The 25,983-nt window shown below is 50.5% G+C and carries 17 protein-coding genes; 7 read left to right on the top strand and 10 right to left on the bottom strand.

What is annotated here, in order from left to right:
- Nucleotides 1-74 precede the first annotated feature (74 nt).
- Nucleotides 75-1,247 (top strand): sensor histidine kinase, encoded by a 1,173-nt coding sequence (locus X474_RS17805; protein ID WP_052515370.1) that lies wholly within the window; start codon nt 75-77, stop codon nt 1,245-1,247.
- A 251-nt stretch (nt 1,248-1,498) separates the two neighbouring features.
- Nucleotides 1,499-4,381: a PAS domain S-box protein gene (locus tag X474_RS17810; RefSeq protein WP_197282178.1), complete on the top strand. Its 2,883-nt coding sequence runs from the start codon at nt 1,499-1,501 to the stop codon at nt 4,379-4,381.
- Nucleotides 4,382-4,490: 109 nt separating this feature from the next.
- On the opposite strand, the gene X474_RS17815 is transcribed toward X474_RS17810, so the two are convergent.
- Together X474_RS17815 and ppsR are read right to left on the bottom strand one after the other, a co-directional pair.
- Entirely contained in the window at nt 4,491-5,729 is a 1,239-nt protein-coding gene (locus X474_RS17815; protein WP_044350829.1) for a hypothetical protein, read from the bottom strand.
- Nucleotides 5,730-5,958: 229 nt separating this feature from the next.
- On the bottom strand, nt 5,959-6,795 hold the full coding sequence (gene ppsR, locus X474_RS17820; RefSeq protein ID WP_044350831.1) for a pyruvate, phosphate dikinase/phosphoenolpyruvate synthase regulator: 837 nt from the start codon (nt 6,793-6,795) through the stop codon (nt 5,959-5,961).
- Between the two features lie 214 nt (nt 6,796-7,009).
- Here ppsR and X474_RS17825 point away from each other — a divergent pair, with 214 nt between their 5' ends.
- Nucleotides 7,010-7,783 (top strand): alpha/beta fold hydrolase, encoded by a 774-nt coding sequence (locus X474_RS17825; RefSeq protein ID WP_044350833.1) that lies wholly within the window; start codon nt 7,010-7,012, stop codon nt 7,781-7,783.
- A 206-nt stretch (nt 7,784-7,989) separates the two neighbouring features.
- Here X474_RS17825 and X474_RS17830 read toward each other — a convergent pair whose 3' ends face one another.
- Complete coding sequence (locus X474_RS17830; RefSeq protein ID WP_044350834.1) at nt 7,990-8,385, bottom strand: hypothetical protein; 396 nt, start codon at nt 8,383-8,385, stop codon at nt 7,990-7,992.
- Nucleotides 8,386-8,672: 287 nt separating this feature from the next.
- On the bottom strand, nt 8,673-10,091 hold the full coding sequence (locus tag X474_RS17835) for a sigma-54-dependent transcriptional regulator (RefSeq protein WP_044350835.1): 1,419 nt from the start codon (nt 10,089-10,091) through the stop codon (nt 8,673-8,675).
- A gap of 351 nt (nt 10,092-10,442) precedes the next feature.
- Here X474_RS17835 and X474_RS17840 point away from each other — a divergent pair, with 351 nt between their 5' ends.
- On the top strand, nt 10,443-11,606 hold the full coding sequence (locus X474_RS17840; protein ID WP_197282179.1) for an MFS transporter: 1,164 nt from the start codon (nt 10,443-10,445) through the stop codon (nt 11,604-11,606).
- 80 nt (nt 11,607-11,686) lie between these two features.
- Here the strand turns inward: X474_RS17840 and X474_RS17845 are convergent, their stop codons facing one another.
- The 3 genes from X474_RS17845 to X474_RS17855 form a co-directional block, all read right to left on the bottom strand.
- On the bottom strand, nt 11,687-13,231 hold the full coding sequence (locus tag X474_RS17845) for a 2-isopropylmalate synthase (RefSeq protein ID WP_197282180.1): 1,545 nt from the start codon (nt 13,229-13,231) through the stop codon (nt 11,687-11,689).
- A gap of 549 nt (nt 13,232-13,780) precedes the next feature.
- A complete protein-coding gene (gene mnmL, locus X474_RS17850) occupies nt 13,781-14,737 on the bottom strand; it encodes a tRNA modification radical SAM protein MnmL/YtqA (RefSeq protein WP_052515371.1) in 957 nt (318 codons plus the stop codon).
- Nucleotide 14,738: 1 nt separating this feature from the next.
- On the bottom strand, nt 14,739-15,239 hold the full coding sequence (locus tag X474_RS17855) for a hypothetical protein (protein ID WP_044350838.1): 501 nt from the start codon (nt 15,237-15,239) through the stop codon (nt 14,739-14,741).
- A 551-nt stretch (nt 15,240-15,790) separates the two neighbouring features.
- Here X474_RS17855 and X474_RS17860 point away from each other — a divergent pair.
- Nucleotides 15,791-16,186, top strand: coding sequence for a MerR family transcriptional regulator (locus X474_RS17860; protein WP_044350839.1), 396 nt, complete (start codon nt 15,791-15,793; stop codon nt 16,184-16,186).
- 113 nt (nt 16,187-16,299) lie between these two features.
- Here X474_RS17860 and X474_RS26270 read toward each other — a convergent pair whose 3' ends face one another.
- The 3 genes from X474_RS26270 to X474_RS17865 form a co-directional block, all read right to left on the bottom strand.
- On the bottom strand, nt 16,300-16,440 hold the full coding sequence (locus X474_RS26270) for a hypothetical protein (protein ID WP_156360826.1): 141 nt from the start codon (nt 16,438-16,440) through the stop codon (nt 16,300-16,302).
- Nucleotides 16,441-16,502: 62 nt separating this feature from the next.
- Complete coding sequence (locus X474_RS26275; RefSeq protein WP_156360827.1) at nt 16,503-16,679, bottom strand: hypothetical protein; 177 nt, start codon at nt 16,677-16,679, stop codon at nt 16,503-16,505.
- A gap of 178 nt (nt 16,680-16,857) precedes the next feature.
- Nucleotides 16,858-19,368 (bottom strand): DNA internalization-related competence protein ComEC/Rec2, encoded by a 2,511-nt coding sequence (locus X474_RS17865; RefSeq protein WP_044350840.1) that lies wholly within the window; start codon nt 19,366-19,368, stop codon nt 16,858-16,860.
- Between the two features lie 1,304 nt (nt 19,369-20,672).
- Here X474_RS17865 and X474_RS17875 point away from each other — a divergent pair.
- Both X474_RS17875 and X474_RS17880 read left to right on the top strand, forming a co-directional pair.
- Nucleotides 20,673-23,975, top strand: a complete 3,303-nt coding sequence (locus X474_RS17875; protein WP_052515372.1) for a sensor domain-containing protein — start codon at nt 20,673-20,675, stop codon at nt 23,973-23,975.
- A gap of 547 nt (nt 23,976-24,522) precedes the next feature.
- On the top strand, nt 24,523-25,911 hold the full coding sequence (locus X474_RS17880) for a tetratricopeptide repeat protein (RefSeq protein ID WP_082464476.1): 1,389 nt from the start codon (nt 24,523-24,525) through the stop codon (nt 25,909-25,911).
- Nucleotides 25,912-25,983: the final 72 nt, after the last annotated feature.

A 25,983-nucleotide genomic window follows, 5' to 3' on the forward strand; every position in this document is an offset into this window, starting at 1 on the left:
GATTACTCCTTCGATCGAAAATGTTGGTACCTTAATCCCCTGACGTAAAGCTTGCCCGCATAAAGGAAAAGAAAATGCAGCTCAGAGTATCCAGGCCAAGAGTACTGATTGTTGATGATTCAGACATGGATGCAAAGGTGCTGGAAAGGGTTTTGGCTGATGATTATGAAACCATAAGGGCCACTGGCGGGTCCCAGGCCCTTACGATACTGAAAACCGAGCCTCTGCCTCATTTGATTATGTTGGATGTGATGATGCCTGAGATGAGCGGTTACGAGGTTTGCCGGGAGATCATGAATAACCCGGACACCAAGCGGATTCCCGTTGTCTTTGTCAGCGCCATGGACGAAATTACAGACGAAACCAGAGGCCTTGGTCTTGGGGCCTGTGACTATATCAAAAAGCCTTACCATAAGATGATCGTCCAGGCCAGGGTGAAGAACCAGGTTAACAGGCGCATCGCGGAATTGGAAAGAGACCGTCTGCTTGCCTATATGAAGCAGTCTGAAAAAATGGAGGCCCTGGGCACCTTGGCCGGCGGTTTTGCCCATGATTTTAATAATATTTTAACGAGTGTCATGGGGTTCACCGAATTATGCATGGAAGACGCCAGAAGCCAGTCGGTGGATCCGGCTTTATTAGAAAAGGTTTTGGACGGAGCCAGAAGGGCCAAGGGGCTGGTTGATCAGATCCTGCTCTTCAGCCGGTGGAATAAATCACAGCTCAAACCTTGCGATTTCACCCAGGTGGTGATGGCGGTGAGCCGCTCGTTAAGGGATTTTTTGCCCTCGGAGATTGATCTTAAGGTGGAGCTTTCAAAAGATCCTTTACTGGTCAAGGCTGATCAGGCCCAGGTGGAGAAGATAGTTTTTAATTTGGTCTCCAATGCGGTTCAGGCCATGGAGCAAAGCGGACGTTTGGGGATAGATCTTGCAAAGGTGGATTTGAATATCGATTACTGCCGTGAGCATCCCCAGGCTTCTCCGGGAGAGTATGCCCTGCTGCAGATCAGGGATAATGGTCCAGGGCTTGATCAAAAGATAAAAGACCGTATTTTCGACCCATTTTTCACCACCAGAGAAGTGGGCCAGGGAACCGGCCTGGGCCTGCCCATGGTCTATGGCATGGTAAAAACCCATGGCGGACACATCGATATTGAGACCACCCCTGGTGAGGGGTCTGTTTTCCGGCTTTTCTTTCCCATTTATTCGGATCAGGGGATGTTTGAAGGGATTGTGGACGAATAGCATATCAGGGGGCTATACTTAAATTTAAATTAAAGGCCTTTTACTATTTACCCAAAAGGAGTCGACTGTAAATAATTAATCGTGGTTTTGGGGGGGAGTTATCTGTTTTAACGAGTGAGGCTGATGGACCTCTTTGCATGCTAAACCGAATTCTCCGCCATATGGGGATATTCATCCCGGCTTTTTTATGTATAGCTCTTTTTGGAGCTATCGGCTTTGGTTATGTCCTACCCGGTTTTGAAAAAGCCATAATGCTCAAGAAAAAAGAGATGCTCAAGCAGTTGAGCCGCACTGCCATAAGTATCCTGGAAACCTATAATAAGAAGGAAAAACAAGGAGTTCTGACTTTATACCAAGCCCAGAAAGCGGCCTTGGCCCAGATCAGGGATCTGCGTTACGGCGAGGACGGTAAAGACTATTTCTGGGTCAATGACCTTTCTTATAATCTTCTCATGCATCCCTATCGCACGGAACTGGAAAACACCAGCGTCTATGATTACACAGACCCCCAAGGAAAATATTTGTTTAGGGATATGGTTAAGGTCGTTCAATCCACAGGTGAGGGGTTTGTCCAATATGAATGGCAATGGAAAGACGATCCCCAACGCACTGCCCCGAAATTATCCTATGTCAAGGAATTCAAACCCTGGGACTGGATTATCGGTACGGGGATTTACCTGGAGGATGTCAAGGCCGAGATGGCCCGTATGGAAAAGCGGTTCATAAGCACCGGAATATTTATTCTCATACCCATTGGCCTTTTGGCCGGATACCTCACCTATCGCCAGTATCAGTCTGAAAAGGCTACCAAAGAAGCAATGCTGGCCTATAAACACACCAAAGAGAAATACGAAGCCGTTTTTTTGTCTTCTCCGGACCCGGTGATTGTCTACGACCATACCGGCAGGGCGGAATACATAAGCCCCGCCTTTACCAGGTTGTTCGGTTGGAAGCCCGAGGAACTGATCGGGTCTCGCATAGATTTTGTACCGCCTGAAAACAAGGCGGAGACCATGCAGGCCATAAAATTGCTCTACGCAGGCAAGACAGAGCATCTTCCCTTTGAATCCAAGCGGCTGACTAAAGACGGCCGAGTTATAGATGTGAGCGTCAGCGCCGCCATGTACAAGGATACTGAAAAGATTCCCATGGGCATGGTGGTGAATCTCACGGATATTACCCAACGTAAAATAGTGGAGGAAGCTCTAAAGGATAGTGAACGCAAATTCCGTAGCATCAGTGCCAATGCGCTGGACGGAATAGTCATGATAGATCATGAAGGCAAGATCACATTCTGGAACAAGGCAGCCGGACGTATGTTTGGTTATTCGGAAAACGAGGCATTGGGCCGGGATCTGCATCTGCTTTTGGCTCCCGCCAAATATCACTCTGCATATCAGGTTGCATTCGAAGTGTTCAAGAAAAACGGTAAGGGAGCTATTGTGGGCCGGGTAACGGAGTTGATCGCGAAAAAAAAGGATGGTTCGGAGTTTTCCATAGAAATTTCGATAAATGCCCTGCGGCTCAGGGGAGAATGGTGCGCTGTGGGGATTATCAGGGATATAACCCAGCGTAAGGAGGCTGACGAGGCCCTCAGGGAAAGCGAATCCCGCTACAGGGCGCTTTTTGAGTCGGGCTATGACGGCATGTTTTTGTTGATCGACGGGGTGTATGCGGATTGCAACCTGGCAGCGGAAAAGATGTTTGGCCTTAAAAGTGAAAAACTCATCGGAACCAAGCCCCTGGACTATGTTCCCGCCAAACAGGCCGGTGGTCATGAATCAACAAGACTCTGGCATAAATACACCGAAAAGGCCCTTTCAGGTGAACCCCAGTTTTTCAATTGGCGTCAGCAAAGGTTTGATGGTTCGGAGTTTGACACAGAAGTAAATCTGAATGTGATCACCGTAAGGGGCAATTTGATTCTACTTTCTGTGGTGAGAGATATAACCGGGCGCATACAAAGCGAAAAAAGGCAAGCTCAACTGGAAGCCCAACTCCAGCAGGCCCAGAAAATGGAGGCGGTCGGCACCTTGGCCAGTGGTATAGCCCATGATTTCAATAATATCCTTCAGATAATAACCAGCGATATCCAATTAATGAAAAAGGATTCTCAAAGGAGCGTCGAAGACCTTGAGCACCTTGAGCAAATGGATCGTGAGGTCCAAAGGGCCTCGGACCTGGTCAGGCGCATGCTCACCTTCAGCCGCAAGGTTGATCCCCATTTCAAACCCCTTGATTTAAACCATCGGGTCTCACTGGCCTCGGAGATTCTGCGCAGGAGTTTAGACCCCATGATTGAAATCCGCCTTGATCTGGCGGAGAACCTAAAGAGCATTAAAGGCGACGCCAATCAAGTGGAGCAGCTGGTTCTAAATTTGGGCTCCAATGCCAGGGATGCAATGCCTGAGGGAGGAACGCTTTTCTTCTCCACCAGACTGAAAATGCTGACTGACGAAAGGGGAAAGCCCCCCTTTAAGTTGTCATCGGGGGAGTACGTGCTGCTTGAAGTCAGGGATACCGGCATGGGCATGGACCCTGAAACCAAGGAGCATGTCTTTGATCCCTTTTACACCACAAAGGAGGTGGGTAAGGGAACCGGGTTGGGCCTTTCCATGGTTTACGGCATTGTTAAGGCCCATGGTGCAAGCATTGAATGTGAAAGCGAACCGGGAGAGGGCACCGTTTTCAGCATATATTGGCCCGTGGCAGCAAAGGTGGCCGGTGAGGTTGAAAAAGCCAAAGAGGTTAAACAGCCTGAAAAGGGCAAAGGTGAGACTATCCTCTTAGTAGATGATGAAAAGGCCATAACCGATATGACCGGTCAGATGCTTTCTGAGTTCGGCTATCAGGTGCTGACCTCCGGAAGCGGGGAAGAGGCCCTGGACCTGGTGGGTGAACTGGATGACCCCCCGGCGCTGGTGATTCTTGATTTGGGTATGCCGGGCATGGGCGGCAGCCGGGCTCTAAAGGAGCTTTTGCGGATTGAACCCGGCCTGAAGGTGATAGTTGCCAGCGGGTATGCTTCCGAAGCCAAAATAAGAGAAAGCCTGGTCGCCGGCGCGGTTGACTTTGTGGCCAAGCCCTACCGCTTTGTGGATATGCTTGAAACTATAAAGAATGTGCTGAGCTAGATAATGCCTGTAAAAAAGGGTGTTTTAGGCGCCCTTCAGAGACGTGTCGCCAGAGCATGAAAAACCGGGAAGATGCCTGTCTTCCCGGTTTTTTTATCTTCTTTGAAAATTACAGGCGATGCATGGTGGGGATGTCGTCCTGATCAACGTCTATGCCAATGGTGTCACCGGTTTTATAGCCAAGTTGCCTGAACAGGTTGACAACCTCGTCCGCCCTTTCAGCCCGCCAAAAAGCGGACCATATGGGATTGCGCACCGTATTGATTCCATAAGCGTCGTGAGAGCAGAGGCGTCTGTGAAAGCCTTCCTGGGTGATGACCGTATCAGCCTCTGACAAAAATTGGTCGATCTTGTAATTGTTGCCGTGCAGAACAGGGGAAAGCTGCTTTTGCAACTCGGGATAGTCATCCAGGTAGTGGTTGGCTATCTGGAACAGATCGGCCGGAACCTCGGTTGTAATGCCCAGAACCCCAAACCGTTCGTGCTTAAGTGCAAAGACCTCCATCTCCTTTTCAAAGGCGGCGACCAAATCCAAAACCGCTTCTATGTCCAAAGGAAGCTCATCGGCTTTGGCTGAAAAGACATCCTCGCACCTGCTTATGATCTCAATGTAAAGCGATTTGACATCCATGACAAAAACCGGGCGCTCCCGGTAGTTGCGCCGTTTCCTTATACGGCGCAGGCCGTCAAGCTTCACCGAAAGGCCGCTTTCCTTTAATTCCAAGGTGTCTATCTTGGAGATATCCTTGGCCTGGACAACGTTGATCTCACCGTCCGGGCTGATTATATACTCTATCTCTGTTTTAAAGCCCAGATATTCTTGAATATCTTTGGAGATGGTCAACAGTTTGCGATCATGCGGCGTGGAGGTGATGTAGGGCTCGCTTTGGAACCTGCGGCTGCTGTCCCTGCAATAGCCGAACTCCCAGTGATCCCCCACCACTTTGCCCATTACGCTTAAGCCCTCTATAAAGGGCATGACAATTACACCCATATTGTCCAGATCTATCTCCGGAGCATTGGTGAATTTTTGCTGCCTTAGTATAGAGAGCTTTTTTTCCGTGTGGGCTGCGTTGATGATGTGCTTTCTGGCGTATTGTACACCGCTTAAATCGGCGTAGGTCTCAAGGGAATCAAAAGTTCCGCCTTTAAAGAGGTCCTCCTGGGGGTGGCCGCTTCTGGCGATTACCTTATAAGCGTCGGCATTTTTTTGTAAAAAACCTTGTAACTGGGAGAAGTTTTCAGTTCTGAAATCCTCTGCCGGAACGTAAATAAAGTCTGGCACATTGAATCCGCCGCGCCGGAGCACTTCTAGCAATCTTGCTTTTTCAGGTAAGTTGGAGTTCATCGATGCATCTCCCGGCACTATAATAAAAAACGCCCCGCCTCTTAGGCCGGGGCTTCAAGTCCCGGATAGTCAGGCAGGGTTGGCTCGAGGTTTCAGGTTTTTTCGCCAATAAAAAGTCTTTGGCATTCAAATGAAACATATACCACAACCTGCCTGCGCGCCAGGGCCTGTGAGTAAAAAAACTTCTTCCGCATACAGTAAAACACGATCATTTTCCGTCGACATTTTCTTATAGGATTTTACATTTTTTTTCCCGTTGCTTGTTCAATTGGGCCAGCTTGGCGGCCGCTTCTTCTATGGAAAGGTTGGTTACGTCTATGATAAACAGGTCCTTGATAAGGCTAAAGACTCTGCGGCAATAGGTTAATTCCCGTCTTATGGATTCCATATCGGCATATCCGGGAAGCAGCGCCCCGTTGTAGCGTTTTTTACGTAGTGTGAAGAGTTTGCCGGGGGATATAATCAGCCCCGCCTTTTGTGGCCTTTTTAAGGTCAACAACTTTTCAGGGGGGGACTGACCGAAGATGATCGGTATGTTCGCCACTTTAAGGTTATGGTTGCAGGATAAGAGGATGCTGGTGGAAGTCTTGGAGGTTCGCGAAACTCCGGTGATTATGACATCAGCCCTGCCCAAGGTGTTTAGCCCGGCTCCGTCATCGTGGCGCAAGGTGAAATCTATGGACTTGGCCAGATTAAAAGATTTTTCCAGGGGGGTGTGACCCATGCCGGGGACTTCGGTGGGTTTGATCCCCAGCATTTGAGTCACCTTTTGCACCAAAGGCCCCATGAGGTCTATGAACATGAGGTTGGGTCTGGGCTGCTGCTCTTTCATGCATTGTCTAAGCTCTGCAGAAACCAGGGAATAGATAACAACCCCGCCTTTTTTCTCCGCCTTATCTAAAATATTTAAAAGCCGTTTTATCCTGTTTACCCTGGCATGGCGTTTTATGGTCGGTTTTATCCGGCCCGTGAATTGGGCCATCACAGCCAGGATAACCCTTTGACCGGTGATGCCGGTGGCATCGCTTATGATCCAGATGTTTATGGCTTTTTCATCTCGGAGCAACGCCTCACCCCCTTGATGGCAGAGTCAGCCCCAAAATTGGATGCGTCTTTACCCTCAGGACGGGTCGATATTTATATCATAGCATGGGGGTGGTCTTGGGAGCTGTCGATAATGGCCTTTTGAAGGCGGGTTTATTGACAAATACCATGGCTTAAGTTCAATATAAAGGCCGTTGTGTTGCCGCTGACAGATACAGTTCCACTGGAGGTTTTCAGTGCCTTTTATTGAGATCGCAGGCAGGGAGATTCATTACCAGGATCAGGGACAGGGTGAGGTTGTTATTTTTCTGCATCACGGTTTTGCCGCTTCCGGCATGTGGGACCACATGGTTTCAGAGGTGGTTAAATGGGGCTACCGGGTAATCTGTTATGACAGATATGGTTACGGACTCTCCCGTCCGGGAGCGGATTACTGGAATTTTTACCTGAGCAGTGATTTCAGGCCCGCCATGGTGAGGGAATTGGAAGGCCTGGTCAGGTTCTTGGGAATTGAGCGATTTCATCTGGTGGGACAATGCGAGGGCGGGGTGGTGGCAGTGGACTATGCAGGGGCCTATCCCCATAAAACGGCATCTCTTTCCTTTTCCAGCACCCAATGTTTTTCAGAGACAGATATGCGGACCTTCAGCACGGGTAAGTTTCCCGCCCGGTTTTCAGATCTGGAGCCTTCTTTTCAGGAGAAGCTGGTTAAATGGCACGGCGAGGAGTGGGGCAGGGAATTCTACGAACACGCCTGCATTTGCGGGGGGGCTTATGGAGTGGACTATTTTGACCTGCGCCCGGCCTTGGCCAAGGTGAAAGCGGCTTCCCTAGTGATTTTTCCTGATCGGAGCAAACTTTTCCAGGTGGAACAGGGTCTTGCCCTTTACAGGGGGCTGCCCGCGGGCCAATTGGCGGTGTTGCCGGGTTGTGGACACAATACCTATGAACACAGGCCGCAGCAGTATCTAAAATTGCTCAAGGAGTTTTGGCAGGGGCTGGATGAGTAATAAACCGCTCTGGGCGGGGAAAATAATAATATCCTGCCTAAGAGAGGGGAGATATCCCGTTGCCTTCAGAGCCATCCCTGAAAATGAGAAAAGTCCGACAGGGAGACACCCCGAAATGCTCTTGCATTTCCGGGGCCCCGAGTAATGGCCCGCAATTTTGCGCAACCCTGAAAAACAAGCGATATTTGCAACCTGCTGGTATGTAATTACCCCCAGTTGCCTGCCGTCCTCTGCACGGCCCGGTCGGTTATTTTATCCAGGGCCGCAAGGATGTGGTTAGCGGCCACATCGGATGTGAGCACCAACCTGGAGGCCAGGGCATAACTTTTAGCCCTTATGTTTTCGTTGTCATCGTTTAAGACCAGCACGGAGTCAAATCTGCTTAAGGTTTCCTTAAACTCCAAAAGACTGTTTAAGTCTTCTGCCTGGTCCACCAGCATCAGGATAACAACGTTGCTTGATATTAAAGGTTTTTTAAGGCTTGTTTTGAGGTCCTCCAAATCGGAATAGTATTCTTTATTCCAATCCGGTCGCGAATCCTCCAGAGAAGCCTTTATCTCGGAGCCCTTTTTCCCGTCTTTTGCATATATTAAGAGATTCATCTCGTATTGCTTCCTTCAGTAAATCTCGCTTGGAGTACAAACGGTATTTTCTAAAATTGTTGCTCTGCAGAAGGCGTGCCAAACTGAGCGCAAAAAAAAATTAATTAAAACAAATGGATAGCTACTAAGATGAAGTCTGTTTTAAAGAAATGCGGGGATGATCTGAAAAATCCGGACAGGGTATTCCGGAAAAGACAGAAAAAGGCATTATAGAATCGGGATTAAGGGCGTCTTTCTCCCCCCCCCTGTTTGGCTAAGCCTCGTTGGCTGCGGATTTTGAAATAGGATCAGCCCTGGCTCTGTTTGGCGCTTAACCCGTGTTTTTTCAGAAGTTCATAGAGCCTGGCCTTTGATAACTCCGAAACAGCCATGGCCTGCTGGATGTCACCTGCTGTTTGTTTTAAAAGGAGTTTCAGATAACCCGTTTCAGCGGCTTCCACTTTTTGCTTGCGGTATTCCTTGAAAGAGGGGATATCCTCGGGCCGTGCTGGCTCTTGTTCTGTTTCAAGCTCAATTTCCCGATTGGCCTCCACGGTAACCCGGGCCGCCTTTGCCCTGATTTCAATAGGTAGATGCCGGGCAAAAAGGGTGGGTTCGTTTACTGTTCGGGCCAATACCCATTCCAGGGTATTCACCAACTCCCGTACATTGCCGGGCCAGTCGTAAAGGGCAAGGGCTTCGAAAAAATCAGGGGAAAAGCCCCTGGTGGGGATGCCGTAATGTTCACACAGGCGGTTGGTGTGGAAAATGACCATGGGTTTGATGTCCTCCGGCCGGTGCCGCAGGGCAGGCAGATGAATTTCGAAGGCCTTGAGCCGGAAATACAGGTCCTGGCGGAACTCGCCTTTTTGCACCATGTCTTCCATATTTCGGTTGGTGGCCACCACCACCCTGAAATCACTTTCCACTTCACGGTCGCTTCCCAGGGGGTGAAAACGGTGCTCCTGCAAGACCCTTAAAAAACTTTTTTGCAATTCAATCGGCAGCTCTCCCATTTCGTCCAGAAAAAGAGTACCTTTGTTGGCCCTTCTTATCAGCCCGCTTCTGGGCTTTTCCGCGCCGGTAAAGGCCCCTTTCTCATGACCGAACAGCACGCTTTCGGCCAGGGTGTCCGGCAGCGCCGCACAATCCACCACTACAAAGGGCTCTGAGTTGCGGCGGCTGTTTTCATGAATCGCCCTGGCAAAAAGCTCCTTGCCTGTGCCGGTTTCACCGGTGATAAGCACACTGGCCTCGGTGGCCGCTGCCTGGGCCACCAGGCTTAAGCACTGGTTTATGCGATGGCTTTCACCGATTATCAGGTTTCGCTTTAACAGGGCGGGGTGTTTGGCCGCTCTGGACTGCTCCCTGAATTGCAGCGCCCGCATTAATGCTAAAATTAGCTGATTTCTGGGGGCCGGTTTTTGAATATAGTCCCAGGCTCCGTTTTTTACCGCCAGTTCAGCTCCATCCGGACTGCCGTAGCCTGTCATGATTATGACTTCGGGTTCGCCTGGGGTCTGTCTGATTTCAGGGATTATCTCAAGGCCGCTGCGCCCGGGAAGTTGGACATCAAGGTAGACCACATCAAAGTTGTCCGCTCCCGCCAAATCCAGGGCCTGTTGAGAGGTTCCGGCGGATTGGGTTTCGTGCCCCAGTCGTCTCAGCTCAGCTTCCAGAAGATCGCAAATTTTTTTGTCATCATCAACAACGAGAATGTTGGCCAATTCGCCTCCTAACCGGATCTGTTTTTCAAGGGCTTTTTTATCTTTTCACCATTCTCGCTCATTTTGCGGGTGCTTGTATAGCCTCTTGTTTTCAACGGCTTTAGATTACAGAAAAAATAACTCTATTATCCTGATTTTCAATATACGGAAAATATAGTTGTTTTGGGGTTTGACTATGAAAACCAAAACACGATGGTATAATCCATTCTATCCGTTTCAATATAATGAATAGCGTTCAATTGAATTGAATTCACGGATTATCCGGCCGGGCAGAGCCCGGCTTTTGTAGTCGTTAAGCCTTAAAAGCTTCTGCTCCTGAACCCTTTTTTGACTTGATCTGGATGACCGATTGTGGCTGCCATAGATAAATCAAAGACTGATTATAAGGTGCTGTTTGCCCTGTTTTTGGTGCATTTCAGCGGGGATCTTTACAGTTCATTTATTAATCCGCTTTTACCTGCCCTGGCAGATAAGCTTACCCTGACTTTGACTCAGGTGGGCCTGCTTACAGGGGTGGTAAGGGTACTTTCCTTTGTGATTCAGCCCACAGTCGGGTATCTGGCCGATCGCTACCGCACCAAGTTCTTTGTGCTGGGCGGACCGCTTTTGGCCGTGATCTTTACTCCCCTTATCGGGATCTTGCCGTCCTATCTGCTGGTTATGTTGAGCCTTTCCATCAGTTCCGTTGGCTCTTCCATGTTCCATCCCACGGCAGCGGCCATGGTCTCTGATTATTCCGGTAAAAAGTCCGGCATGGGCATGGCCATTTTCATTTTTGGCGGGACGCTCGCCTTTGGCATCGGACCGGTCGGCATAAGCTGGTATGTGGAAACCCTGGGCCTGGAAAATTTACCCTTTACCATGCTGCCCGGAATCGTGCTCTTTATTATTCTCTTTATTGTGGTCCCCACGCCTGAGACCGAGGGCCTGGCCAATATGGGCTTTTGGGGCGCGATGAAAGATGCCTTTGGCCATGTCTGGCGCCCTATTTTGCTTATCTGGATCATGGTTGTTATCCGCACCCTGGTAAGTCAGTCGTTCATGACCTTTATGCCCATGCTGATGGATGAGAGGGGATACAGCATAACCGCTGTGGGCGGGATCGTGTCCCTGTTTACGGTTGCCGGTGCGGCCAGTGGACTTATAAGCGGGCACCTGGCCGACCGCATGGGAGACAGGCCGATGTTTTACGCTTCCTTTGGCCTGAGCGCCCCGGCGTTGCTGGCCTTTTTATATCTGCCCGGGCCCTGGGTTTACGTAGGCTCTTTTGTTTCCGGGTTTTTTGTGATGGCAACCCTGCCTTTGGCCGTAAGCCTGGCCCAGCATGTGGCTCCCAAGGGAAAATCGCTGGTTTCCAGCCTTATGATGGGGCTGGCCTTTGGGGTGGGCGGCATGCTCACACCTGTGGTGGGGTACCTCTCAGACCTTTTCGGCATCACCAATGTACTGGTCGTCTTAAGTCTGATTCCGCTTCTGGTGGTTTACAGCGTGCGCAACCTGCCTGATCGAAATTGAGATTAACCTGAGCAAATACGTAAAAAGGCCGGCCTGTTGTTGCGTTAACAGTCCGGCCTTTTTTTTTATTAAACAGGTTTTCAGGCGGCCTCTTCCGCTTCCTTAACTTGCCTGGTGAGCAGGTGGTTGGTGGCGGTTAAAAGGGCGTCCACCGAGGCCATGACTATATCCACATGAGCCGCCTGGGCTTGGGCCTGCCTGCCTTCCTCATCCTCCACAGTGACCGAAACCCGCACTGTGGCCCGGCTGCCGCCGGTTATGGCGTTCACATGGAATTTGGCAATCTCCACCTTGATCTCGCCTTCAAGCATCTTGCGAACCGCCCTGAAGGCCGCATCCACCGGGCCCAGGCCGACTTGGGCCTCCACTTTAACCTCGCCCCTGACCTTGGCCCTGAGGCTGGCGGTGGGCAAGATTTTGTCTCCTGTGGTGACCACAAGCTGGTCCAAGGTGATGCTTCTGTTTTCCTTGGGCAGTTTCTGCATGACCGTGTCCGCGATAGCGAACAGATCCGTGTTCAAGATTTGCTTGCCCTTGTCGGCCAGGCTTTTCACCCGCTGCATGATCTCCTTGAGCTCCGATTCACCGGGGTTGAGGCCCGCTTCCGCCAGGGCCTGGGCCACACCATGTTTGCCGGTGTGTTTGCCGAGCACCAGTTTGCGGTTTTGCCCCACCATTTCAGGGGTCATGACGCCGGGCTCAAAGGTGCTGCCGTCGCGCATCACCCCTGCGGCATGGATGCCGCTTTCATGGGTAAAGGCATTTTCACCGACCACAGGTTTGTTGGGCGGAACCGGAAGCCCGGAAACCCTTTCCACCAGTTTGGAGACCTTTTTCAACAGCCTGGTGTCAATACCGCAATCGGTTTGCAAAAGGCATTTCAAGGCCATGGCCACTTCTTCCAAAGAAGCGTTGCCCGCTCTTTCGCCCAAGCCGTTTACACAGACCTGCACCATGCTTGCCCCTGATCGAACCGCGGCCAGGGTGTTGGCCGTGGCCAGGCCAAAGTCGTCGTGACAATGGATGGAGATGGGCGTGTCCACCGCATTACGTACGGATTCCACCATCCGGGCCACGGAAAAGGGATCCCCCACCCCCACGGTGTCGGTCAGGCCGATCCAATCGGCTCCCGCCTCGCTGACCCTTGCCGCGATTTCGTTTAAAAAGGCCGGATCCGTCCTGGTGGCGTCCATGGGCGTGAACATACATGACAACCCCTGGTCCTTTACAAAGCGAACCGCATCCACACTTTGGCCCAACACTTTTTTCGGGGTGGTGCGCATGGATTTTTCCATTTGAATGGGGCTGGTGGAGCAAAATACATCGATCATTCCCACCTTGGCGCTGACTGCGGCTTCAAGATCCTGCCTCACCACTCGGGCAATGCCGCAGACCAGGGCCTTCACCTCTCCCGCCACCCGGCGGACCGCTTCTATTTCCTGGCGTGAGTTGGCCGGAAAGCCCGCCTCGATAACATTGACTCCCATCTGGTCCAAGAGCCTGGCCACCGCCAGTTTGTCTTCCGCGGAAAAGGCCACATGGGGCATTTGTTCGCCGTCACGCAATGTAGTGTCGAAAACCTGGATTTGGTTGGGAGTGTTCACCATATCCTCCTTAATTTCCAAGGCATTGCCCTGTTATACAGATCAGGGCTAAAGAACTCTCAAGCCTTTTTTAAAAAGCCGGGATGTAACGGTGCGCACGCCGGTAACTTTTTAAAGAAGCTCGGATGGATTGTTATTGGATTGGCCCCTTTATGGGGTAGGCCCCTTGCAGGGGCTAGATAATGGCGATGTTGGCGGGGATAATAATGCCGTGGAAAGCGGAGACAAGTCTGGACGCAAATTTGGTTGATGGTTTGTTTTTTGGTGGCAGTGGGTTCGACATGACCTTCGACCTCATCAAAGTTGGTCCTTATATTACTTGTTAATCCAGCAACCTATAGGTAATTAGAGCGCATGTCAATAAAAAATGCAAGGCCCCCGGGGAGGATGAAGAATTTATCTGGTGATTATTATTGTTTTTTCGGCCTTTTTGAGGCCGCGCCCTTTACCTGTTCCAGCATGGGGCCTTTTTCTTTTAGTACCGTCAAAAAAGTGGGTTTGGGGTGGAAAGCCGCACCTTGATACGTTTAAGCGCTTGGAACAGGCTTTAAGGGTAAAGGGAAATCAGGCTTAAAAAATCTGAGCTCTGACCAGGCATTTATCTCCCTGGCGGATATCTTGACGAGCCATCTCCTGCCCCAAGCTGTTTAGGTTTTTATCCTTGTTACGCACCCAGTCCGGCGCCAAGAGCAGATCAGGCCCCGGGTCTGCGGAGAGGCGGTGAACCAATGTCTGTGGGCTTAGATGGGCCAGAAAAAGAACCGCCGCCTGCACCCATTGCTCCCTGGTCCAGGGGATGAAGCCTCCGTTTTGCCACTCCCGGGCCAGGGCGGTGTGTTCCAAGACCATGAGGTTGTGCATTTTGACTCCCCAAATGTTTATTTGGGCCAGGTAGTCCGCGGTTTTCGTGGTCTGCTCCCTGGTCTCTCCGGGCAGGCCCAGGATTACATGGGCCACCACCGGGATTTCCAATGAACGGGCCTTTTCGACCGCTTCATGAAAACAGTTAAGATCATGGCCCCTTGAAATGGCTTGCAGAGTCTTGTCATCGGCGCTTTGCAGCCCCAGCTCCAGCCACAAAAGGCTTTTTTTCTGCCTTAGCTCCCTTAAGAGCTGCCAGCGGGGCTCACCCAGGCAATCCGGCCTGGTGGAGATTATGAGGCCCTCGATTTCCTCATGGGAAAGAGCCTGATTGTAAATGGTTTTCAGATGATCGCAGGCCGCATGGGTTGAGGTGTAGGCCTGAAAATAGGCCAGTATATGGGGAATGGGCTTTTTGCGATATAGGGCGCTTTGATGGAGTTTTGTTATGCCTTTTTTAAGCTGCTCTTCCAAAGTGGCCTGGTGCTCGCCCTTGCCCGCGCCTGCGGGCGGGCAAAAGATGCAGCCTTTAGTGCCCAGGGCGCCGTCTCTGTTGGGGCAGCCCAGGTGGGCGTCCAAACTCACCTTTGATACAGGTCCGCCGAATTTTTTTTTGAGCCAGGGCCTAACCAGATTTATACGTTGAGATAAGAGGCGGCCGTCCAAATCAGCCTTCCTTGGACTTGGGTGGCGTTCCTGTGATGCGGGCATTTTCCTCAATCACCCAGATGCGGTTCACCTGCCTGGGTATGGGTTGGCCCCGACCGTATTTTTCCCGCACTCTGCTGAGGCGGCAAAGCCCGTAATAACGCTTTGAATCGGCAGAACCGTAAAATTCCAGCCCCACCACAAAACCGCCTTTGCCGTTGGGGACCACTTCATAGTCTATGTTCCAGTTGGGGTCCCAATATATATAGGTGTTGTCCAGGCCGGGGGGGCGGTTGGTGAACCAGCCGTCAGGCGGAAAATCTCCCTGGTGATCTTTGGCAAATGACAACACCGCCTGCTCAATCATCTTGGCGCGGCGCAGAAAATCTTTGTACGCATCCCTTTGTTTCCGGCCGTGTCCGGCCACTGCCAGGGCCAGGCAAAGCACAACCAGAAAAACCAGGGCTCCGATTTCCCATTTGGCCAGGGTACGTGAGCGTTTTGATGTTAGGTGTGCCATGGGTATCGACTATAACACACGAACCTTTTCTTGTCCGCCATGGGGCTCAAATGCTATACATAAAACCAAGGGCGCATTTCGTGACAAGTGATTCATCTGTTCACCAATGGTTTTTCATTGGCATATACCGGTCCGTCTTAAATAGAGAGTAAAGAGGTTTTTTCGCTTTTTTTAAGCGAAAGCCGTCCCGAATTTGGTTTTGCAAGCCGATTCAACCCGGCGCACCAGGCAGGCCTTCTGGGTATGCTCTGTTTGAAGGTCATAAGGCCCTGGTTCGGAGGGTGCGACTTTTTACAAAATAGATACTCGCGCTTATGGAAACCGGGTAATAATTTGATTGGGACGGACGTCCTTTAAACAAAAGAGGACAAGCTTGTGCCCGCACGAGGTATAAACATTTTTAGGATAGCGTTTTTTACGCTTGTATAAGCATAATCAATAAAAGGTGACCACCCTTTGGCTCCTGATTAATTTCAAGGCCTGTGTGGGAAAGCCTCTAAAATAATGCCCCGCCGGATGCTGTCCTGTTTACATTTGGGTAAGGAGAGAAGATGGCTGAATCCTCCCAGGAAAAGGAAAAATATCTAGGTATTAAGCAAGTTTCTTTAAATACGGGGCTTCCTGCCTCCACGATACGCTACTATGACCAGCAGTTTGAGGAGTTTTTGGAATTGAAACGCGGCTCCGGTCGGCGCAGGCTGTTTACTGAAGAGGCGGTGGAGAGATTACTCGTTGTTCATCGTCTGCTTAAAGAAGATGGACTCAGTTTAAGGCAAGCCCGCAAGGAGGTTTTAGAGGGCGGGTTCAAGGGCCCGTCGCAAAAAGAATCCAGCCGCGAGATAGAAGATCTCCGCCAGGAGGTGGATGACCTGCGCAGGCAATTTAATGAATTGCGAGAGATCCAAAAGCGCACCCTTGCCTTGTTCAGCGGTCTGACCAAGGATTGATCCGGGGCTTGAACCACACCCACCAGCCGGATGCGGACCCGGGGTTTCACCAGGGGGAAAACCTGCGGCGAAAGTTTTTGCTGTCCCGGCGCTGTTCCGGGACAGCCGTTTTTTTATGCCACTGATTTTTCCAAGCGTTCAAGCAAGCTTTGCCATTGTTGCTTTTCCTTGCGTTCACGTTTGATTTCTAAAAAAACGGCCAGTACCAGACCAAAAAGGGGAATGGTCATTAAGCTGATTTCCATACCGCTCATGGCTTTTCCTTCCTCGGGGAAAAAATTGATATCCTCATTCGCCAAGCTGGAGCTTATGATCTCTAAAGCACCACACAGTTTTGTTCGAAATCCGCCAGAACCTGACGAATGGCCAAGGGGCAATCCGGCCCGTTAAAATTGGCGCACCGCCGGTTTTCTTCGTCCCATTCCATTCGCTGGCAAACCAGGCAATAAATTTCCGGTTCATAGGACTCTTGTTTCAGCGCTTTATCTTCCATGACAGCTCCCACTGCAAAGGAGGGGTTGGTTTTCCCCTGCTAACTAGCAACAAGAGTGCCAGATTGGCTGTGAGCGGAAAAAACCTTAATTTACAGATAGTTCCTAAAAGATGAGAATATTGGACAGATCAGGGCGGCAAAAGATTGTCGGTCTTTTTTGCCTAAGGGGAATATATGATCAGGGGCAGGGGCGTATTTGTTTCAGATGCTGGGAGATGCGCCATTTAAGGCCGCCTGTCTTGAGGCCGATCGCCCCGTGGGCAATGGTGGTCAGGATTTTCGCCTCGTGCCTTTGGGTCCTGCTTATGGCCCTTGGATTGGGCATGCCGAACTTGTTGCCGCAACCAGCTGAAAATATTACAGCCTTGGGTTTCATTTTTTTCAGTAATTTTACAGTGCAGGAATTTTTAGCCCCATGGTGGGGCGCAACCAGGATATGGTTGTAATCTTTTGGGACCTGGGAAGCGATAACTCTCTCAACCTTGGGCCCTATGTCGCCCGGCAGCCATAGCCAACAATCACCCAGGCCAAGGCCCAGGCAGATGGAGCGGTTGTTTTGATCAAGGTTTTTGGGCAGCGGCCCGGCAGGGGGCCAGAGAATCTGGAGCCGGGCGCCGCCAAGGTATTGACTGCGAGGCAGGGAGCCTGCCGTACGCAGGGGTATGCCCTGTTTTCGGGCGTACAGCAAAAGGTCACCATAGGCATCCCGGTTTGCGGGGGCTCCATTGGTCCAGATTTCCTTGGGTTCAAAGCAGTTGGCCAGAAAGGCCAATCCCTGGTAATGGTCCACATGCCGGTGAGAGCAGATCAGGGCGTACACCTGGTCAATCCCCTGAGACCAGAGAAAAGGCCCCACCACATTACGGCCAAAGTCGAAATCGCTGCCTGGCCACCCCCCTGAATCAACCACTAAGACCTGGCCTTGGGGCAGGCGGATTACGGCAGATGAGCCTTGTCCCACATCGAGCACCCAGGCCTCGAGTTCTCCTTTATTTAGTTTATCCAAAGGCATGACCGGCCACAAGAAGAGGGCCAGCAAAAGGGCTGTTCCGGTGGTCCAAAGGGCCAACCGGGTTTTGAAAATCAAGAAGCTGAAGACTGCAATATAAAATAGGACAACCGCTCCGGGCGCAGGCCCGGCCACAAATTGCACTGCTCCCGGAACCCCGCTTAGAGTGTGGAGCCAGTCCAGAGCCAGTTGGCAGGGCCAAAGTCCAAGCTCAAGCAAAAATAGTCCCGCCTGAGGTGCGAGCAGGCCCAGCCAGGCCCCGGATAAAGCCAAGGGCAGGGTGAACAGCCCCAGTAAGGGATAGACAAACAGATTGGCCGGTAAAAACAAAAAACTGACCAGGTGAAATCTGTACATGATGAGCGGCATCAGTCCCAACCCGAACAGGCAGCTTAGAAAGAGCCAACTTTTAAAGGCTTCCTTGCACCATTGCCTGAGCGTATGGGGTTTTGTGCCGGATAAAAAACGCGCCGCGGACAATATGATCAAAGCAACCGCAATAAAGGAAAGTTGGAAAGAGGTGCTGAAAGGCGCTTGCGGCCAGATGGCCATTATCAATATGCCGGCCAGGGCCAGAGCCGATTGAGGGGTGTAGGGCCGGTTTAAACAAAGACCGGTCACCAGGCAGGCGGCCATCAAAAGGGAGCGCAGGGTGGGGGTGGAGGCCCCCGCCAGAAACGCATAAAAAATACAAGGCAAAAGGGCTGCCAGGGCGGCGGGTTTTGGCGCGGGCACCTTCAGGGCCAGGCCCGGAACCAGGGGCAGGCCGAGCCTGAACAAAAGGAAGAAAAATCCCCAGACCATGCCCATGTGCAGACCGCTTATGGCCAGCATATGGGCAGTACCCGTGCGGCTGAAGTCTTGTTTGGTTTTTGTACTGAGCCCGCTTTTCTGCCCCAGGACCAAGGCGCGCATTATCTCCCTTGCATCTCCGGCAGGTAATCCGTCAAACAGCCTGCCAACTTTTTGGCGTAGGCTTTCCAGGCGTAATAAGGGATCAGAGTGCGCGGGCTTTCCCAGGAGGGTGAATTCAGATCTTTTTCCGGCATACCCTCTTACTAAAATGCCTTTTTCAGCCATATGGGCCTGGTAGTCAAAGGAGCCCGGATTGGCAAATGAGGTTATGGGCCACAATTTTAAACGCGCGCTTATCATCTGCCCCACCAGGGGCGGCTCAATTCTTGGCGGCAGGCTCAGCCTGATCAGGCCTGTGACCTTCTTGTTTTGATAGGAAGAGGCCTCCAGCAAAATCCTGTGGCCCCGGGAAGCCGCCTCCGGAGCCTTTACAACCCTTCCGGTAAGCAGATGCGACCCACATGCCAGGTTTTTCGCTATATGGTTTTTGGGTTGTTTTTTGATGTGTTGGGTCAGAAAAAGACCGCCTCCCAATAGAAAACTGAAAAGGCAAAGCCAGATTACCGGAACAGACCCTTTTTGACCGGCTGTTTTTAGCAGCCACGTAAAAAGGACAAAAAGCGGAATCCAGAAAAAAATCCCCGGCCCCGGCAGATTTGACCAGGCTGCCAGACAAACGCCCGCGAGCATGCTCAAGGCCATGGCTGTCAAGGGCGAAAGGCTGGTTTGAAATAAGTCGGGCAGGGTTTTTCTTGGGGGGCGGCCCTTGGTTTTGGAACAAAGGGGCGTGTTTATTGGTTGTTCGGTAGTTGAGCCGCTTGCCATGTTAAGAGGTTCCGAAAAAAACAGCGAAAAGAATTACAGGAACAAATCAGTTGCTTTAGTTGATTTTTTACCTTCAAAAGGTTCTTTGATCCCGGCCCAGGGTGAGCCGGTGGTGTCCCTGTTTTTTAAAAGGGCGCGTGCAAGGCGTGTTTTCCCATCAAGGCCCCCACTTCGTCCCGGTCATACCCTGATAATGCGAGATTCACCTTAGCTCAGCGGTTTGGTTTAAGTCAAATCCTGTTTGAATGGGCTCACTCTTTGGTGAAAGTTTAAAATTTCAGCATAGAGGCTTATAAACCAAAACCAATACCCAATTCCATAAGTGCTGATGCGTTTTGTAGTGAAGGCAATTGCCTGGAGCGACTGATTTGGAAATGTTCTTTTTCCTGCCTTGGTTTCGTTTTTTAGCGAGTCAGCATAAAGGTCTCGCCTGTCTTTGGTTTTTGCTTTATTTACGGTAGGGTCTGCCCGGGGCATAGTTTGGGAAAAATGCCTTTTGACTAGAAGGTCAATTTTTAATACACTGAAAAACTTTTACAAAAAACTTATTAAAACCTGATAACAGGGTTGCCTGTTTACCGGTTAAGCTGAACAGTACCTGGTGTTTATATGCGTGTAAAAAGTATGACCAGGGGGTGAAAGTGGATTATTGTATATTACAATTAATTTCTAACCTTAGTAGCAGGACGTTTTTCAATACCTTGCTAGTTACCTAATATATTTGATGATTTTTCCATAAAAAGGAAATAGCCATAAAATGGGGGTGAATTCACCGAAAGCCGGGCCCTTGGTTCAGGGCCTGGTCTTAGGGATTGACCCGGCAAGACTACTAAGCGCCGGCTTTTTTATTTTCTAAAATAAAGTAATTGCCTTCTCTAAATGGTTTTACTTTTGTCTCCGGGCCTGCCCTTGAACTCTGTTTTATCCACTTACTCTTTACTGTTTTTCAGTAAAAAGACTCAGTTACCCAGGCCTTGTCATTTTAAATCCCCTGTATTCCGTTTTTTAAAAACTCTTTTTTTAGAATAGCAAAATAAGATATGAGTCTTTTCGTATGGTTGTTTGGAAGGTTTGCAATTTAAATGAAGTCAGTAAGAGTTATGTGCTTTGGAATAGCCTGTTTTGTCTAATTGCTAATTCTCTTAATAATATAAGGATGTTTATTTTTTACCCGTTCCTTGAATTGATGATTTTTATTATTTGTTAACTTGACTATTTTTTATTACTTTGGCATTTTAGTTTAAGAGTTGGGCTGTTTGGCTTGTCTTTTCAGCCTACCTAAAGCATCCATGGAGAACAAGGTAATGAAAACGAGTCTTAAAGACAGCTTCAACCTGGTCAAAGACCTTGATGCCTCCATAGAACGGTTGCGTATCATTGATAAAGGCAGGACCGGGGCCGGGGCTTGGTTTTCATCTGTCTTGTCCGCATCCAAGGGTGCTGTGGTTATGGCTGTGGATACCGACAATATAGTAACCCTTTTCAGCCCGGGAGCTGAAAATATCCTGGGCTACAAAGCCAAAGACCTGATAGGACGAAAGGCCCCGCCGCTTTTTGTGATGGGGTCTTTTGACGGCAAGGGGGAAAATTCGTCTCCTGATTATGGTGAAGAGGATTGCCTCGCTGATTTCGGTTTACTTGTGCAAATACTGGCTGGGCAGTCGCACAAGATTCATCTTCTCAAGGCAGATGGCGGTCTTGCCCTGGTCGAGTTGAACATAAGCCCGGTGAAGGGTTCGGACAACCGCCTGGTCGGTTATGCAGCAGTGGGCCTTTGCCTGGACAGGCCACTGCCGTGTGAGGGCAGTTTTGACAATCTCCTGAATAACCTGGGAGTGGGCGTCTATCGTTCAACTGTTGATCCAACCGGTCGGTTTTTAAATGTCAATCCGGCGTTTGCCCATATTTTCGGGTTCAGCGAGCCCATTGAGATTATGGGGCACAATATCCTTTCCTTTTATCATTCACCGGAAGACAGGGATGCTTTTCTTGCCACCCTGAAAAAATACGGCCGGGTGGAGGACTATGTCCTTAAATTGAGGAACAGGGATGGGAAGCTTTTTTACGCATCCTGCACCGCCTCATTGGAGTGTCAGGGCAGCCTGCAATGGATAGACGGGGCCCTGATGGATATCACCAGCCGGTGCCTTACGGAAAAGGCCCTGGAAGACAGTGAGGAGCGTTTCCGCTGCCTCAGCGAAAATGCTCCGGATATTATATACACCCTGTACAATGACGGTTCTTTTTCCTATGTAAATCCAGCCTGGAAAAGAATTCTGGGGCATGAACCCGAGGAAGTTGCAGGCCGCTTTTTTTCGGACTTTTCCCCGCCTGGCCAAGACAGGCGTTTCAAGAAAATCTTTGAGCGCATAGGCCGGGAGGCGGAAACGGTTCACGTTAACTGCACCTTGCGCCATAAAGACGGGCATGACCGAATATTGGACTTAAGCGGGGCCCCAAACCTTGATTCCCAAGGCCGTTTGCTCGGTGTAGTGGGAATGCTCAAAGATATAACCGTGCGGGAAGAGGCCCTGCACCTTTTGCGAAAAAGCCAGGCCAACTTGGCCAGGGCTCAGAAAATGGCAGGTCTGGCCACCTGGGAGCTTGATCTTAAAACAAGCACTTTCCAATGCTCCGAGGGGGTTTTCAGGATTTATGGTGTAGAGGATCCGGACAGACCCTTTACCACAGATGACTTTTTGAAATCAGTACACCCAAAAGACCGAAAAAAGGTGAAGAATATCCTGCGCAACATAGCGGGGTTCAAAGAAGGTATATCCCTGGAGCATAGAATCATAAAACCGGACGGCTCTCAGGGGGTGGTGAGCCAGGTGGCGGAGTTGATTCTGAACAAGAGCAACGAGCCCCTGGCCTTGGCCGGAGCTGTCCAGGATATTACCGAGCTTAAGAAATCCGAACAAAGGATAAGGCTCTTGGCCAGGGTGGTGGAGAACACCATTGAAGGCATAATGGTCACCGATGAGAAAGCCTCCATTGTGCTGGTCAATCAAGCCTTTACCGCTATTACCGGATATGAGCCTAACGAGGTTGTAGGGGCAAAACCCAGTATATTGAGTTCCGGCCGTCATCCGGCGGATTATTTTCAGCGTATGTGGGATTCGCTTTTGAGCGAAGGTTATTGGCAGGGGGAGATCTGGAACAAACGCAAGGATTCCCATCTTTATCCCGCCTGGCTCACTGTAACGGCCATCAAGGACCATAAGGATCGCGTCTCCCATTATGTGGGGGTTTTTCATGATATAACCGAAGTCAAGCGCAATGAGCGCAAGATAGCATACCAGGCGTATCATGACGCTCTCACCGGCCTGCCCAACCGCCTTTTGTTTTATGATCGCCTGCAGATGGCCATAGCCCATGCCAATCGCAAGGGATTGTTCCTGGCGGTGATGTTTCTGGATCTGGATAATTTCAAGGATATCAATGACAGCCTGGGACACCATGTGGGTGATCTTTTACTGAAAAAGGTTGCGGAGAGAATCAACCGCTGGGTCAGGGGCGAAGATACCGTGGCCCGGTTGGGCGGCGATGAATTCATCATGCTGCTTTTGGGCAATGAAAAGGGCGTGCAGGCGAAAAAGGTGGCGCAAAGGGTTTTACACTCCTTGGCCGAGCCCTTTGAGATCGAGGAAAATAAGCTGTTTATAAACGGCAGCATAGGCATCACCATTTACCCCACTGACGGCAAGGATCCCCAGACGCTTTTGTCCAATGCGGACCTGGCCATGTATCAGGCCAAGGACCAGGGGCGCAACACCTACCGGCTTTTTACCAGGGAAATGAATCAAAAGGTCATGCAAAGGGTTTCCATGGAGGCTTCTTTGCGTCAGGCCCTGGAAAAAGGCGAGTTCAGGGTTTACTACCAACCCCAGGTTGACTTGAACACCGGCAGCATGGTGGGGGCCGAGGCCCTTTTAAGGTGGGAACACCCCGGCAAGGGCCTTTTGGGGCCTGATGAGTTCATTCCTCTGGCCGAGTCCAGCGGACTTATCGTTCCCATTGGCGAGTGGGTTCTGGCTCAGGCCTGTTCTCAAGCCAGATCCTGGCATGATCAGGGATTTAGAGGGCTTTTGGTTTCGGTTAACCTTTCGCCCCGGCAGTTTCAGCAGCCCAACCTGGTGAGTCAGATCAGGTCCATATTGACCCAGACCGGGCTTGACCCGTCTTGCTTGGAACTGGAGGTGACCGAAAGCGTGGTCATGCAAAACGTGGAAGACGCCATCCTAACCATGAGCCGACTTTGTAAATTAGGGGTGCGGCTTTCTTTGGATGACTTTGGCCGGGGCTATTCCTCTTTGTATTATCTTAAACGGTTTCCCATGCACACCCTTAAAATAGACCGCTCCTTTGTGCGGGATATCACCCTTGATCAGGCCGGGGCGGCCATAGTCAACACCATTATAGATATGAGCGGCAACCTGAGTCTGAAAGTGGTGGCCGAAGGTGTGGAGACAAAAGAGCAACTACAATTTTTAAAGATTAACCGCTGTGACCAGATGCAGGGTTTTTTGTTTTGCCGTCCCATCCCTCAAAAAGATCTGACCACGCTTATGACCGAGGGGAAGAAACTCGATTTGTGTGTGGCCTAGCTGCGATAAGGTCATAACAGTTGAGGTCGATTACCTTGTAAATTGCCCAGCTTTCTTTTCTGAACGCCATTTTTTCTTCTAAAATATTGGGCTGATAAATGCTTGTGGATTAATGCTTGGGGTCCGGTTGCAGTTTTTAATTTTCTCGCCCGCCGGTTTTAGGGCAGCCTTTTGGTTGAAAGACCATTACAATAACCGACCATGGTGCATTTTTTAAGGTAACCTGGGACTATTGGTTTTAATGCCTTTTAGATCCCAATCCTTAGCTGTCAGCCCGCCTTGGTAATTGACAATTGCCTTTGCTAAAGGTTAATTAGGAGTTTGGCGCAAAGCGGCTCCCAAGATGGGCCACGACAAAAAAATAAATGAGCCGGGTGCCTGGCAGTGAGGGAAGGCCGGTCAGGTTTTTTTGACCCAAACTGGGTAAAGAATCCTTTATTGCCGAGTTTGGCAAATTGCTTGGCTTTGGAATCTCCTGCCAAAGGCCCGGATAATTCTTATATCCTCCTGGTCAGAGGCTGGTTTGTACAACATAAGGAGTCTATACATGCTTCGGCGATTTTTATGCTTAATGGCTTTTCTGGTAATAAGTTTGGGCCTGGTGGGCAGTGCCTGGGCCTTGCCCGAGAGAGTGGATCTGGGGCTTATTACGGTTAAGGACAGTGAGCTGGCCCAAAAGCTTAAAGCCAGGCTTTTGGCTGGTGACAAGTTCGAGCCTCTGGCCAAAGAATATTCGGTCGGTCCGGCTGCCGCCCGGGGAGGCCGTTTAGGCAAGGTTCCCGTGAAAAGGCTGCGTAGTGAGTATAAAGCCGCGCTTGAGGGCCTGGTCGCAGGTAAACCCAGCAAGGTTATACCTACTGAAGAAGGCTATACCATTTTAATGCTGTTCGACTCCCGTAAGAAAGAGGTGGCCAAGCCCAAATCCGTGCCTGCGCCAAAGCAGGGAGCTAAGCCTGCCAAGCAAAAGGCCCCGGAAAAACCGTTGCCTCCCCTGCCCGAGACTCCTCAGTTGACAGCCCGTAATATGACCATGGCCGGGTTGGAATCCCTGCAAGTGGGACAGGCCAAAGAAGCAGCGGAACAGTTCTCTGCCGCGCTGGGAGAGAACCCCAAAGATGACAGCGCTGCTTTTTTCCTGCATATCGCCCAACAGGTGGTGAAAAAAGAAGTCAAGGTCTCCGCCGGTAAGGAGTTTGCAGAAGGATTCATGGCCATGCTCGAGGGTAGGGTGGACAAGGCCCGCGACCTGTTCAGAAAAGCGGCAAGGGAAGATACGGATTTCTGGCAGGCCTATTTATTTGAGGCCAATATGGCGGCGGCTATGGGTGACGGTGAAAACGCCCTTAAGCTGCTCAAAACAGTGATTCAGCTTAACCCCAATTCAACCAAGGCGCTTATCTCCCTGGGCACCGTAACCAGGGAGGCCGGAAACTTGGATGGTTCTATTGAATACTTCAAAAGGGCTTTAGAAAAGAATCCCGAATCAGCCGAGGCCCTATACCAGACAGGTTCCACCTTTTTGCTTGCTGGTGACAACAAAGAGGCTGAAAAGTACCTCAGAAGGGCCATTGCCATTGATCCTTACAAGGACGAGGCCTTTAACGATCTGGGGCTTGCCTTGGCCAGGACAAACCGCCCCAAAGAGGCCGAGGCATCCTATCGCAAGGCCCTGGAGCTGAATTCCAATTATGCTCCGGCCCACCTCAATCTGGGTAATTTGTACGCCACCCACAACTTTGTGGACAAGGCTATTGATGAATACAACAAGGCGCTGGTGGTGGATCCCGCCCTGGCGGTGGCCCACAACAACCTGGCCGCGGCCTATGCTCTGAAACAGGAGTGGGACACGGCCAATGATCATGCCCAAAAAGCCATGAAAATGGGCTTTCAAGTTCCCAAAAAGTTGCTGAAGGAATTGGCTATTCATTCCAGATAGCAGGAGCCTGATCTGATAAAAAAACCCCGGCCTTTTTTATAAGGGCCGGGGTTTTTATTTGAATAGGTCCAG

The sequence above is a fragment of the Dethiosulfatarculus sandiegensis genome (assembly GCF_000931935.2).
Lineage (GTDB): Bacteria > Desulfobacterota > Desulfarculia > Desulfarculales > Desulfarculaceae > Dethiosulfatarculus > Dethiosulfatarculus sandiegensis.